The organism is Aliiroseovarius crassostreae (genome assembly GCF_001307765.1).
GTDB lineage: Bacteria > Pseudomonadota > Alphaproteobacteria > Rhodobacterales > Rhodobacteraceae > Aliiroseovarius > Aliiroseovarius crassostreae.
This window is the reverse complement of record NZ_LKBA01000019.1, coordinates 448,055-460,879: the sequence shown is the minus strand read 5'-3', so window position 1 is coordinate 460,879 and position 12,825 is coordinate 448,055. Positions and strand designations below refer to the sequence as shown.

12 protein-coding genes are annotated in these 12,825 nt (G+C 56.2%); 2 read left to right on the top strand and 10 right to left on the bottom strand.

Annotation, left to right across the window (positions count from 1 at the left end; all coding sequences use genetic code 11):
- Positions 1–11: 11 nt before the first annotated feature.
- From phoB to AKJ29_RS14975, 8 genes are all read right to left on the bottom strand, one after another.
- A complete protein-coding gene (phoB, locus tag AKJ29_RS15010; RefSeq protein WP_055192179.1) occupies positions 12–701 on the bottom strand; it encodes a phosphate regulon transcriptional regulator PhoB in 690 nt (229 codons plus the stop codon).
- Positions 698–1,429, bottom strand: a complete 732-nt coding sequence (gene phoU, locus AKJ29_RS15005; RefSeq protein WP_055192177.1) for a phosphate signaling complex protein PhoU — start codon at positions 1,427–1,429, stop codon at positions 698–700. Before phoU ends, phoB begins: the two co-directional genes overlap by 4 nt.
- A gap of 17 nt (positions 1,430–1,446) precedes the next feature.
- Positions 1,447–2,244 (bottom strand): phosphate ABC transporter ATP-binding protein PstB, encoded by a 798-nt coding sequence (gene pstB, locus AKJ29_RS15000; protein ID WP_055192175.1) that lies wholly within the window; start codon positions 2,242–2,244, stop codon positions 1,447–1,449.
- A gap of 16 nt (positions 2,245–2,260) precedes the next feature.
- Positions 2,261–3,637 carry a phosphate ABC transporter permease PstA gene (gene pstA, locus AKJ29_RS14995; protein WP_055192173.1) on the bottom strand — a complete coding sequence of 459 codons (1,377 nt, stop codon included), beginning with the start codon at positions 3,635–3,637 and terminating at the stop codon, positions 2,261–2,263.
- Positions 3,634–5,100, bottom strand: coding sequence for a phosphate ABC transporter permease subunit PstC (gene pstC, locus AKJ29_RS14990; RefSeq protein WP_055192171.1), 1,467 nt, complete (start codon positions 5,098–5,100; stop codon positions 3,634–3,636). Before pstC ends, pstA begins: the two co-directional genes overlap by 4 nt.
- A gap of 89 nt (positions 5,101–5,189) precedes the next feature.
- The gene (locus tag AKJ29_RS14985) at positions 5,190–6,242 is read right to left on the bottom strand and encodes a substrate-binding domain-containing protein (RefSeq protein ID WP_055192169.1); all 1,053 of its coding nucleotides are present in this window, start codon (positions 6,240–6,242) and stop codon (positions 5,190–5,192) included.
- Positions 6,243–6,364: 122 nt separating this feature from the next.
- Complete coding sequence (locus AKJ29_RS14980; protein ID WP_055192167.1) at positions 6,365–7,483, bottom strand: GGDEF domain-containing protein; 1,119 nt, start codon at positions 7,481–7,483, stop codon at positions 6,365–6,367.
- 83 nt (positions 7,484–7,566) lie between these two features.
- Positions 7,567–8,595 carry an ATP-binding protein gene (locus AKJ29_RS14975; RefSeq protein WP_235477606.1) on the bottom strand — a complete coding sequence of 343 codons (1,029 nt, stop codon included), beginning with the start codon at positions 8,593–8,595 and terminating at the stop codon, positions 7,567–7,569.
- 220 nt (positions 8,596–8,815) lie between these two features.
- On the opposite strand from AKJ29_RS14975, the gene AKJ29_RS14970 reads away from it, so the two are divergent.
- A complete protein-coding gene (locus AKJ29_RS14970) occupies positions 8,816–9,163 on the top strand; it encodes a hypothetical protein (RefSeq protein WP_055192163.1) in 348 nt (115 codons plus the stop codon).
- A gap of 100 nt (positions 9,164–9,263) precedes the next feature.
- Here the strand turns inward: AKJ29_RS14970 and AKJ29_RS14965 are convergent, their stop codons facing one another.
- On the bottom strand, positions 9,264–10,367 hold the full coding sequence (locus AKJ29_RS14965; protein WP_055192161.1) for a DUF6456 domain-containing protein: 1,104 nt from the start codon (positions 10,365–10,367) through the stop codon (positions 9,264–9,266).
- Between the two features lie 244 nt (positions 10,368–10,611).
- On the opposite strand from AKJ29_RS14965, the gene AKJ29_RS14960 reads away from it, so the two are divergent.
- The gene (locus AKJ29_RS14960; RefSeq protein WP_055192159.1) at positions 10,612–10,905 is read left to right on the top strand and encodes a DUF6477 family protein; all 294 of its coding nucleotides are present in this window, start codon (positions 10,612–10,614) and stop codon (positions 10,903–10,905) included.
- Positions 10,906–11,169: 264 nt separating this feature from the next.
- Here AKJ29_RS14960 and AKJ29_RS14955 read toward each other — a convergent pair whose 3' ends face one another.
- Positions 11,170–12,714, bottom strand: a complete 1,545-nt coding sequence (locus tag AKJ29_RS14955) for a trimethylamine methyltransferase family protein (protein WP_055192157.1) — start codon at positions 12,712–12,714, stop codon at positions 11,170–11,172.
- Positions 12,715–12,825: the final 111 nt, after the last annotated feature.

Here is a 12,825-nt window from a genome sequence, read left to right as displayed (position 1 = left end):
CGGTTTAACCCTCAGCCAAGAGAATATCCGGTTCCTCGAACCGTGCGGAGGGGATCCTCGCCCCCATGTTTGCACAATGCCTTGCGCAACCGTCCCACATGCACATCCACCGTTCGGGTATCGACATAGACATCCCGGCCCCAGACCCGGTCGAGCAACTGCTCGCGGCTCCAGACCCGCCCCGGTTTTTCAATCAAGGTTGATAACAGGCGAAATTCGGTGGGACCAAGCTTGATCGGTTCACCATCGCGGGTCACACGATGACTGTCCCCATCCAGCACAATCCCTTCAAACTCAAGCTGTTGACCAATGGCTGCCGGGCGGGTGCGGCGCAGCTGGGTCCGAATGCGCGCCATCAATTCAGACACCGAAAAAGGTTTGACCATATAGTCGTCAGCCCCGATTTCCAGCCCGCGCACCCGGTCCATCTCCTCGGATCGCGCCGACAGCATGATCACCGGGATCGTGCGTGTTTCCTTCCGGGCTTTGATCTGACGACAGATCTCGATCCCTGATACTCCGGGCAGCATCCAGTCCAGCAAGATCAGGTCGGGCATGACCTCATCCACCATGACCAGCGCGTCATCCCCATTGCTCGCCATCATCACCTCATATCCCTCTGAGGTCAGATTGTAGCGCAGGATTTCGCGTTGGGCGGGTTCGTCTTCGACCAAAAGGATACAGGGTTTGGACGTGCTCATGTTTCGCGCTCCAACCCCATTTGTGCCTCTAGGTTATAGTTGACCGAATTTCCTTTCGGTCGGGCTTCTTCCGGCATTTCGCCCGTCACAAGATAGATCACCTGATCAGCGATGGAGGTCACGTGATCCCCCATCCGTTCGATATTCTTGGCGATGAAATGCAGATGCATACAGGAGGAAATATTGCGTGGATCCTCCATCATGAAGGTCAGGAATTCACGAAACAGAGCGTTATACATCTGGTCCACTTCAATATCCCGGTGGCGCACATCCTGTGCCAGATCCACATCACGACGGATATAGGCATCAAGAACATCCGACAGCATAAGCCGCACTTCCTTGGCCATCCGCTTGATCGCACCGGATGCCCCGTCAATCGGTTGCATATGCACCAGAACCGTGGTGCGCTTGGCCATGTTCTTGGCATAATCGCCAACCCGCTCAAGGTTCGCGGCCACCCGCATCACGGTGAGAACGGTCCGCAGATCCGAGGCAATCGGCTGGCGCAGGGCCAGAAGGCGTGCACATTCTTCCTGGATCTTGGTGTCGAGCGCATCAATCTGCTTGTCTGCCTTGCGAACCTTTTCCGCCAGTTCCTCATCACGCATTTTCAGCGATCTGGCCCCTTCGCGGATGCTGTCTTCGACCAGCCCGCCCATTTTCATCACATGCGCCTGAATTTCCTCAAGGTCACGGTCAAACGCGGAAGCGATATGTTGATCAATCATTGTGTGGTCCCCTGCCCTTATCCGATCCGGCCCGTGATATACGCTTCGGTGCGGCTGTCTTCGGGATTGGTAAAAATCTTGGTCGTATCATCATATTCCACCAGGTTGCCCAGATGGAAGAAGGCGGTTTTCTGGCTGACCCGCGCGGCTTGTTGCATTGAGTGGGTAACGATCACCACCGCAAATTTCTCGCGCAACTCGTCAATCAGCTCTTCCACCTGAGCCGTGGCAATCGGATCCAGCGCCGAGCAGGGCTCATCCATCAGCAGAACCTCGGGCTCCGTGGCCACGGCGCGGGCAATGCACAGACGCTGCTGCTGCCCCCCCGACAGGCCGGTGCCGGGCGCATGAAGCCGATCCTTCACCTCGTCCCAGATTGCCCCACGCCGCAGGGATTTCTCAACAATTTCATCCAGTTCCGCTTTGTTCCTGGCAAGGCCATGAATGCGCGGCCCATAGGCGATATTATCATAGATCGACTTGGGGAACGGGTTGGGTTTCTGAAACACCATGCCGACCTTGGCGCGCAGCTGCACCGGATCGACGCGTTTGTCGTAAATATCCTCGCCATCAAGCAGGATGTCGCCGGACACGCGGCAGATGTCGATCGTGTCATTCATCCGGTTCAGACAACGCAGGAAGGTTGATTTCCCGCAGCCTGACGGCCCGATAAAGGCGGTCACGGTCTTGTCCTCGATCTCGACATTCACGTCCTTGATCGCATGGGTGTCACCGTAATGGACCTGCACGTCACGGGCCGAGATCTTGGTGGTTTTCATATCCACGGTGCTTTCGATTTTCGTCATATCGTTCATGTGTTTATCCCCTCTCTTACCAGCGGCGCTCGAACCGGCGGCGCAGAAGGATTGCGATGATATTCATGCTCATCAGGAACGCGAGCAAGATGATGATCCCGCCCCAGGCGCGTTCGTAATAGGCCGGGTCCGCCCGTTTTGCCCATTCATAGATCTGCGCCGGCATGGCTGAGTTGGGGCTGAGGAACCCCTCAATGATCCCATCCGGGCGGTTTGACGCAATATAGCCAACCATACCGATCAGAAGCAGCGGGGCCGTTTCACCAAGCGCTTGCGCAAGGCCAATGATCGTGCCGGTCAGAATGCCAGGCATGGCCAGCGGCAGAACATGGTGAAACACGGTCTGCATCTTGGACGCCCCGATGCCCAAAGCGGCCTCGCGGATCGAGGGCGGCACCGCTTTCAACGATGCCCGGGTCGAAATGATGATCGTCGGCAGGGTCATCAGCGTAAGCACCAATCCCCCGACCAGCGGCGCAGATTGCGGCAGATGGGCAAATTGAATGAACACCGCCAGACCAAGGATACCAAACACAATCGACGGAACCGCGGCAAGGTTTGAGATATTTACCTCAATCAGGTCGGTAAACCAGTTCTGCCGCGCGAACTCCTCAAGATAAATCGACGCGGCAACACCAATCGGCAACGCCGCAGCCAGCACGACAAGCATCATGTAGAGGCTGCCCAGCATCGACACCCCGATCCCGGCCTGTTCAGGGCGGCTTTCAGAGGCGTCCGCCCCGGTTATGAAACCAAGATTGAAGCTTTTGCGCAGCGACCCCGTGGCGCGCAGCCCATCCACCAGATCCAGGTGATCCGGGGTCAGGTTCTTGTCGCGGGCAAGGCTATCCCGGCTCACACGGTCCTTCAGGTATCCATCCACCCGCGACGAGGCCAGCAGCTTGAATTCCACCGTGTCGCCAATGCGGTCCGGGTTGGCGATGACAAAATCACGGATCTGTGCCGCAGCGCCAGAGGACAGGAGCTTGCGAAGTTCCTTGCCCTTTTTGAACGAGCTTTCGACCCCGGCCTCATCCAGCGCCCGTTTGATCGCTGCATCAATCAGCGGGTTATAGCCAAAGGTCGTGACCTTCTTGATCTTTTCGATGTCCCTTTGGCCGGATTTGTCCAGCTTGGCTTCCAGCAGCTCGACCTGCAAGGTGATGGTGGTCTGCTGAAACGCACCCACCCCCTTGAGGAAAATCGACGAGATCAGGACAATCAGAAAGACAAGGCCGATAGCGATGGCACTGATACCATAAGCTCGGAAACGCCACTCTGACGCATTGCGTTTGCGGGTGCGCTCATCTTGTTCAAGAAGCGAAGACGATCCCTGTCTGGCCTGTTCCGGCAGGTCCTTTCCAGACAGGCCAGTTGCGGTAAAGTCGGTCATTCATATTGCTCCCGATATTTGCGCACGATCATCAGTGCCAGCACATTGAGCCCGAGTGTGAGAATGAAAAGGGTCATGCCCAGGGCAAAGGCCACCAACGCCTCGGGCGAGGCGAAATCCGCATCCCCCGTCAATTGCGAAACGATTTTGGCGGTCACCGTGGTCATTGCTTCAAATGGGTTCATCGACAGGCGGGCCGCCGCCCCTGCCCCCATCACCACAATCATGGTTTCCCCAATCGCCCGGCTTGCGGCGAGAAGGATGGCGCCGACAATGCCCGGAAGGGCCGCGGGCAGAACCACCTGGCGCACGGTCTCCGACTGGGTTGCACCCAATCCGTAAGACCCGTCCCGCATGGCCTGTGGCACAGCATTGATGATGTCATCGGACAGGGATGACACAAAGGGGATCAGCATGATGCCCATCACAAGCCCCGCCGTCATCACCGAGCGCGCACCCTGCATCCAACTCAGCCCATCCCGGCCAAACACTTCAACCAGCAGGGGCCCCACCACGGTAAGGGCAAACAGGCCGTAAACAATGGTTGGAATGCCTGCCAGAACCTCAAGCAATGGTTTGGCAACCGCGCGGGTTTTGGCATTTGCATATTCCGACAGGTAAATAGCGGCGAACAATCCGATCGGAACTGCCACCGCAAGTGCCACGATCGAGATGTAAATGGTGCCCCAAAGAAGCGGTAGGATGCCCAGATGTTCAGAACCGCCCCGCCCTTCGGGGGACCAGGTCAGGCCGAACAGGAAATCCGAAACCGGAAACATGCCAAAAAAGCTGACCGTGTTAAAAATCAGCGACAAAACAATGCCCAGCGTGGTCAGGATGGCAATCGACGCGGCACCCACCAGAACGGCAAGAATGCCGCGTTCAACCAGATTGCGGGCGCGCAGATCCCCATGGGTTTTGAGCAAGGCTGCCAGGAACCCGGCCAGAGCGATCACGAGGACACCCCCCGTCATCACCCAATTTCCCGTCTGTGTTTTCTCTCGGTAGGCACGGGCAGCGATGAGAACCTCTTCGCTGACATCAGATCCAAGAGCGACACCGACCTCAGCCAGAAAAGCGCGGATGTCGGTTGTTGTTGTCGACAGGGTTTGCACCCCATCCCGCTCCAGAACGCCCTGATCCAGTGCGACCTCCAACCCTTCGGAGACACGTTTCACATCACTCATGATCAGGTTGAGCGCCCCCGCATCGTCATACGCGCTTTCGGGGATCATCGCGGACACAGCCCCGTTTATGATCAGCGGCTGCGCGATGACCCATAAGGCCAGAACCAGAACCGCTGGCACAAAGGCCAGCATGGCGACATTGAAACCATAGTAGTTGGGCAGGGAATGCAGGCGCCGACGATTCCCCTGAACCGATTTGAGCGCCCTGCCCCGGCCGATGGCAAATCCGATGACAGCCAGGGCCAGTATGATCAGGAGAAGGGTGAAAGCAGACATTGGACCTGTCTCATAAGGGAAAAGCGGACCTTACCCCGATCCGGTGGGGGATGGTGACGCAGGCAAGCCCCCCGCGCCACCAGAGAGATTTAGTGGGTCAGAGCAGTTTCTGAGGCGACAGCTTCCTGGGTTGCAGCCAGTTCCGGGTCTGCCACCAGACCATATTCCGACAGCGGACCATCCGGGCCGGCAATCTCGTCCGAGACGAAGAATTCGGCATATTCCTTCAGGCCCGGGATCACGCCGATATGGGCTTTCTTGATGTAGAAATAAAGCGGGCGCGACACCGGGTATTCGCCGGTTGCAATTGTGTCGGTCGACGGGGTCACACCGGACATGGTCGCCACTTGCAGCGTGTCGGTGTTGTTTTCGTAAAACGCCAGGCCGAAGATGCCGATGCCATCTTTATTGGCGTCGATCGACGCGAGGGTTTCGGTATAGTCGCCGTCGATATCCACCGATTTGCCGTCGGTGCGCACCTTGTAGCACATCTTGGCAGCAGCTTTTTTCTTGGCCTTTTCATCATCGCCTTCAGCCATAGCCAGGAACGCGTCATACGCACCGGTGGCCTTGCACCCTGCTTCCATCACCTTCACTTCGAACACTTCGCGGGTGCCATGCTTGGTGCCGGGAATGAAGGCGGCAATGTCAACGGCGGGAAGGTTTGCGTTGAACTCGTTCCAGGTGACAAAGCTGTTATCAACCAGCTTGCCATCCACCATCACCTGCGCACCAAGCGCATTGTAGATGTCAGCCGGTTCAAAGGCCGAGAAGTCCGGGCCGGTCAGTTGCGAGGCAAACACGATACCATCATAACCGATGCGCACTTCAATGATGTCTTTCACACCTGCTTCGGCGCATTTGGCGATCTCTTTATCCTTGATCTTGCGCGAGGCATTGGCCACGTCGATGGTATTTTCGCCAACACCTTCGCAGAAGCGCTTCAGACCAGCCGACGACCCACCTGATTCAACAACCGGGGTCGGGAAATCGAAGTTTTCACCAAACGCCTCGGCCACAATCGACGCATAGGGCAGAACAGTGGACGACCCGGCAACCTGCACCTGATCACGAGCGGTCGCAACGGTTGCAGTTGCGGCCGAAATGGCCAGTGCGGAAGCGGTCAGTTTCACGAAAGACATTGTCTTCTCCTGTTTTCATCATGTCACCAGCCTTGGTGACCTGGCGCCGTGCTAATGCGCTTGGACAAAGCTTTTGTGACGCTTGTGTAACAGGAGTATGACAGGTGACATTTTTATGAACTTCAGCCCACGGATCCGTTCAGAGAAGGGCTTCTTGAACTCTTGCAGGCACTGAAGCCGTGTGTTCGGGGGGGCGAGGCAAGCGTATCTGCCACGGACATTTGCCGCCGCCCGAGGTCTTTCGAAGCATAAAGCGCGGTATCCGCCCGCCGATACACCGCTTCCAGATCGCAAGGCCAGTTGAAATGCGTCAAACCACTTGAAACTGAAAAGCTGGTTTCCTGGTTCAAAACATCTGTAATTTTCTGGCCCAACTGGGTCAGGTGGCGATCCTGTTCCCGCAGGCTCATATGCTCCCTGCTGCGCGCCGGAAGCTGTAACAACAAAACAAATTCATCCCCGCCAAGACGAAAGCAAATCGCCTCACTTGTCCAGCTGGAATGCACGATCTCAACGAGACGGCACAGAGCTTTATCCCCGGCCACATGTCCTTTCGCATCATTGAGCTGCTTGAAATTATCCATATCAATCACAAGCATCGCAACCCGTCCCGTTTTGATATGAACGTCAAGATACTGATCCAGATAGCGCCGATTGTAACACCCTGTCAGCGGGTCCGTGATGCTTTGCTGCCAGGCCCGAAACCGCAACCCGTTCATCACCTGAACGAGAATGAGCAAAAAAACCCATGTTCCGGCAAAAGCGGGTGCAAACCGCAAAGCAAAGCTCAGATCCCCCTCGATATATATGATGGCAGTTCCGCAGGTCAGCATGATGGCTGCATAAAGGTTCACAACCCCTGTTCTTGCGATCAGGAAGGACCCGACAAGGGTGGGAAAGGTCCAGATCAGGGTCGCACTTGTCATCAGGTTGGCCACGCTCAACTGGGCCACGGCAATAACAAGAAGAATCACATTAGGGGCAATGGGCAAGCTTCTGGATTTCAGAAAAGCGATCTGATCCAAAATGATCAAACCAACTGGAACGGCTGAAACGAAAGCCGGCAGATATGCCCCGATCATCAGATACCGCAGGCAGACCGCCAGCATCATCACCTCGGCCACCAACGCAACCCATTGTGCAAGCTGTTTGGTATCGTGCAGGTCCGGCATGCCCCGTTGACCAAGAGAACCTTTGGTCAGTGAAGGAAGAGATACGGCGTCGGACTGGTGTATATCCATGTGTTTTTGCACCGCAAAATTACTGGTTAATTTAAATTCTGCAGGATCTAACAATTTATTGGTGTGCTTTGTCCATATAAAACTCAATCTACGCGCGGCAACGTCACGATAAATCGGCTGCCTTTTCCAACGTCACTTTCAATCCTGAGCCGACCGCGATGTCTGTTCAGGATATGCTTGACGATCGCCAGACCAAGGCCGGTGCCGCCCATTTCACGGGATCTGTGCCCATCTACCCGGTAAAAACGCTCGGTCAATCGCCCGATATGATGGGCGGCGATCCCTTCCCCCTGGTCGGCAACCGTGACGGAAAGAACCGGACCTTTCATGCCCGGATGATCCGTACGGGTTTCCAGGAAAATCTCCACATTTCCACCTTTGCGCCCGTATTTCACCGCGTTCTCGATGAGATTGGTAAAAACCTGAAGCAGCTGATCGCGGTCACCGGGCACCTTATCGTCGAAATCCTGCGGAAGAGACAGGTTCAACGTCACGTCCTGTTCGTCAACCTGCGGCTTCAACATACTGACCGCCGCCGCAAGGATTTCACGAATGGGCTGCGGATCGGTCGGGCGCACCCGCTCCATATCTTCCACCCGACTGAGAGACAGCAAATCGCCAACCAGCCGGTTCATCCGGCCAGCTTCCTGTTCCATAATGTCCAGAAAGCGAAGGCGGGCCTCGACATCATCACGTGCTGGTCCACGCAGGGTTTCAATGAAACCGGACAGGGCCGTCAGGGGGGTGCGCAGTTCATGGCTGACATTTGCCACGAAATCAGCCCGCATCTGCCCGGCCTCTTCCTTATGGGTGATATCCAGAAAACTGAGCACAACACTTCCCTGAGCGCCGGGCGTCACGTGGGTTTCATATATCACGTCGCGCGTGACTTCATTGGTCAAATAGCGAACCGGCGAGGCCAGCTCTCCTGTCAGTGCATTTTCAATCCGCGCCAATAAAACCGGCTGGCGCAGCACCGCAGCATATAATCTGCCAAGCGCCCTTGCACCGAACAGGTCCTGCCCTGCGCCGTTCAATTCGCAAATCTGCCCATCCGCTGCAATTTCCATAATCGGAATGGGGATGGCGTCATATTTTCCCGCACTGGCCAAATCCGCACTCCTCAGCTTGGTGTTGCCTCGTTTCACCAAGTTTTGCGCCCGAATTTGACGACCTGTAAAGAGGGGGAATAGGCTCTCGGTCAAATTTCACCTGAAAGGAGAATTGAAACCTCCACAACACCCTCTATAAATAGCGACATGTCTCCGGCAAGGCAGCATATGATCCCAGACCGCGAAACCACTGCGGCATAACAACAAAACTGGACCAGAGATGATTGCACAGATCGACACGTCACATATTCTTGCAGTCGGAGATCTTGTGGCGGGAGATGTTAACACCCTGCCCCTTCCGGATCGGGACCGTGTCAGCTTTGTCGAGTTTTCCGATGTTACCGAAGAGCTGATCCATCATCTCGACCCGGGATTGGTGATCTCATTTCTGATGAGCCGAAGCTTTGATTGCCTGGACCTTGCCCTGCAACTGCAGGCCATCGGGTTTCAGGGAAAATACCGGGTTATGGCCCCCGAAATCACCAATCCCAGGATCATCAAGTCAGAGATATCAGCGCAGGCGCCGGGGGTGGATTTCGATATTGTGACAGGGCTCGATACTCTGTGATTGTGCGGTGCCGAGCCACGCAGCTCGCAGGTTTTCACGTGCCAGTTCCACCCGCAAGCTCCGCCCTGTTTTTGACCAGATTTGAGCCCTGTTTGTTCCTTCAATAAATCAAATCGTGGTCTTCTCCGCCCACCTGGTCAAAATGCCGTTTCAGATATTTCAGCGCCACCCTCAGCATGAACTTGCCGGATCTCGCGGGCATGTTCAGCTCTGCCTCTATCCGCTCCATACCCTTTTCATGGCAGCAAACGCCCAACACCATTTCCCCCAGTTCCGGCCCCAGCGCATCCATTGCGGCAACAAACCGGTTGCGGGCATCCAACATCCTGTCCGCGCGTGACCCCTTACCTGTTGGCACCTGACGCAATCCGGCCATGACACCACTCCAACCGGATTGGGGGGACGCCTCCAGCTGAGCCAGTGCAAAATCCCGTTGAATGCGGTCTCCGGTCTGAACCAGGTCTTCCGACAGGTAAGGTTGTCCATTGGAGCGGCTGCGTGCCAGAACACGCAACGGCGTGTCTGCACCAACGGTGCGGCGTTTGCGCGATGCGGCCGAGGCATTTTTTCCTGCGCGGTCCGGGCGTAAAAATGCGCCGCTTTCGGAGGTGCACCCCGACGCCTTTCCTTCCGCCTGCGCCATCATCTTGTTCAGCGCCGAGCGGCCGGCAGGGGTAATCCGATAGCGCGACACAGCCCCTGATGAAGTGCCGCTGATCCAATCCCGCAGCGCAAGAATTTCTGCGACCTCACGCGGCGCTTTGCACAGTTGAACCGGATTCTCACCTTCGCGCAAATCCAGAACGACAGCCGTGTCCACGCCTTTGGTGATAGCAAGAAGCGTGCCTTCCTTCATAAGCCCCCGCAACACCCGGAGCGCGTGTTTGCCAATCACGCCATTGCTCCCTTCGAGATCCGAGACAGGCACATCGCTTTCCTCAAGATCTCCAGCCGGGACAACCTGATCACACCAGTTCAGGGCCATTTGGGTCAGAAAATTGTCAATCAAGGGATCGTCGCGGCGCGTTTCGGTTTTCTGAACCTGACGCAGCACGGTCGACGCATGCACACCTTTCTGGCGCGCCAGAGCGCGGATGGTTTCCCCCCGCTCCGTATGCTCAAGATACAGTTTCACCGCAGCTGGCAGCCAGGGAAGCATGTCCCCGATCGCGATATCCAAATTTTTCGAGCTCGAAAACTCCATATGTCCCCCTTTGAAGTGGTTCGGGAACCGGTGATCCACTCCGGTTGACGCTCCACTAGCGGTTGCAGAACAGGTATATTTGCTAGCACGCGTTTGGTTACTGATTTCTTAATTGTCCAGGCCTGAGAACAGTTTTGTTGCGAAAAGTGAAACAATTATTAAAGCCTGCGTTCGCTAGGATCGCGCGATGCAACACCTCTTAGGGTTGAGTATTGTTGTCATCAACAGGACGAAAGGAAACAGTATGACCGATGCTTTGGACCTCTTGAAATCGCTGCGCCGCCCCCGTCTTCTGATCCGCGCAGCCCGTTTTGGAATGATTGATTACAACCGCGATAGGGATCTGAAACGATTGATGAAATCACCCCGCACCCCATCACCCGCCTCCGCGGTGGACGGGTTGATTGTCGAAGAGGCCCGCCTCGAAGCGACTCGCCAGGCCGGAGATGCCTCTTACTCGGTTGGACGTCATGTGGAAGTGTTGATTGCCTTGATGGCCGAGGCGCGCCTGCTGCCACGAAAGCTTAAAGGGGTATAATGTTGAAATAGTGTAAGGGGCCTTTGTTAAGACCCCTTACAAGCCTGCTAAAGCGCTTCGGTTTTAACCTGACACAGGGCAAAAACACTGGGCAAAACCGAAGCGCTGCAAGAGATTTCAATTTGATGGGCATTTCGGAATAAACATGTGTCTCAAGTTTATCCCGAAACGCTTTAATCAGGCAGAACATTCCCCAGAAACTGAAATCCGGTTGGGGAATTCGAGATTTGCCCCGCCAAGACCAACCTTGCCGGGGCGTTTTCCTTATGAGAAGGCGTCAGGCATCGACGCTTTTTTCTGCGCGATGAAATCGGTCAGCCCCTCATGGATTGCAGGATCCATTGCCGGTTGCTGATAGTCCGCCAGCATTTTCTCAACCTTTTCTGCAGCCAGTTGATAGGTGTCCTTACCACCTTCCTCTTCCCAGGTTTCGAACGGTTTGTAGTCCAGAACATCCGACCGCCAGAACGCCGACTGGAAATTGGCCTGCGTGTGGGCACATCCAAGATAATGGCCACCCGGCCCAACCTCACGAATGGCATCCATCGCCTGCGCGTTCTCATCCGAGGTCACACCGCTGGCAATACCATGCAGCACACCCAGTTGATCGGCATCCATCACGAACTTCTCAAAGGACGACACCAGACCGCCTTCAAGCCAGCCACAGGCATGCAGCATGAAGTTCACGCCGGACAGAAGCCCGGCATTCAGCGAGTTGGCTGTTTCATAAGCCGCCTGCGCATCGGGCAGCTTTGAGCCGTTGAACGATCCGGCAGACCGATAGGGCAGCCCCAGACGGCGGAACAGCTGGCCACAGCCATAGGTCACTTTCGACGCTTCCGGCGTGCCGAAGGTGGGCGCGCCCGAGTTCATGTCGATCGAGGATACAAACGTACCGGCAATCACCGGAGCACCTTTGCGGACCAGCTGCGAATAGGCCACACCGGCCATCACTTCGGCCAACACCTGGGTCAGCGTCCCGGTCACCGACACAGGCGCCATGGCCCCGCCAACGATGAAGGGTGAAATAATGGCGGCCTGGTTGTTCTCGGCAAACACTTCCAGCGCGCCCATCATCACATCATCAAACTGCATCGGCGAGTTGATGTTGATCAGCGACGTGGTGACGGTGTTTTGCTGGACGAACTCCTTGCCGAACAGGATGCCGCACATGTCGACGGTATCTTGCGCACGTTCCGGCGCGGTCACCGACCCCATGAACGGTTTGTCGCTGAGCTCCATATGCGCCATCAGCATGTCGAGGTGGCGTTTGTTCACAGCCACATCCGTGGGTTCACAGACCGTGCCGCCCGAATGGTGCAGCCATTTCGACATATAGCCAAGCTTCACGAATTTGCGGAAATCTTCCATCGTGGCATAGCGGCGGCCGCCATCAATATCGCGCACGAAGGGCGGGCCATAGACCGGGGCCAGAACCAGGTTATTGCCACCAATGACCACATTGCGGTCCGGGTTGCGGGCATGTTGGGTGAACTGGCTCGGAGCGGTCTTGCACAGCTCACGCGCCAGACCACGAGGGATGCGCACGCGCTCGCCTTCGACATCCGCCCCGGCCTCTTTCCAACGGGCCAGAGCCGCGGGGTTTTCCACGAAATTGACGCCGATCTCTTCCAGAACGGTTTCGGCGTTGTATTCGATGATCTCAATCGCCTCATCATTCAGAATCTCGAGATTCGGAATGTTGCGCTCGATATATTTGGCGGTTTCGAATGAAACTGCACTGCGTTCTGCGCGGCGGGCGGCGCCCCCGCCCCCACGACCCCGTCTGCGTGCGCGAGCTTCGGTCATGTCAACTCCTCCGATATGTCGGTGTAAATCCTGTTTTCATAGGATTTATACCGCACGCCCCGGCAAATCCCGCCTGAAACGGCGCGTAGGAGGCAAAAACGACATATTGGT

Bases quoted from the DNA above. Each gene is read 5' to 3' on its own strand.
- AKJ29_RS14970 (WP_055192163.1), top strand. From the start codon at position 8,816: ATGATTGCACAGATCGACACGTCACATATTCTTGCAGTCGGAGATCTT.
- pstB (WP_055192175.1), bottom strand. From the start codon at position 2,244: ATGAACGATATGACGAAAATCGAAAGCACCGTGGATATGAAAACCACC.
- AKJ29_RS14985 (WP_055192169.1), bottom strand. From the start codon at position 6,242: ATGTCTTTCGTGAAACTGACCGCTTCCGCACTGGCCATTTCGGCCGCA.
- phoB (WP_055192179.1), bottom strand. From the start codon at position 701: ATGAGCACGTCCAAACCCTGTATCCTTTTGGTCGAAGACGAACCCGCC.
- phoU (WP_055192177.1), bottom strand. From the start codon at position 1,429: ATGATTGATCAACATATCGCTTCCGCGTTTGACCGTGACCTTGAGGAA.
- pstC (WP_055192171.1), bottom strand. From the start codon at position 5,100: ATGTCTGCTTTCACCCTTCTCCTGATCATACTGGCCCTGGCTGTCATC.
- AKJ29_RS14980 (WP_055192167.1), bottom strand. From the start codon at position 7,483: ATGGATATACACCAGTCCGACGCCGTATCTCTTCCTTCACTGACCAAA.
- AKJ29_RS14965 (WP_055192161.1), bottom strand. From the start codon at position 10,367: ATGGAGTTTTCGAGCTCGAAAAATTTGGATATCGCGATCGGGGACATG.
- pstA (WP_055192173.1), bottom strand. From the start codon at position 3,637: ATGACCGACTTTACCGCAACTGGCCTGTCTGGAAAGGACCTGCCGGAA.
- AKJ29_RS14955 (WP_055192157.1), bottom strand. From the start codon at position 12,714: ATGACCGAAGCTCGCGCACGCAGACGGGGTCGTGGGGGCGGGGGCGCC.
- AKJ29_RS14960 (WP_055192159.1), top strand. From the start codon at position 10,612: ATGACCGATGCTTTGGACCTCTTGAAATCGCTGCGCCGCCCCCGTCTT.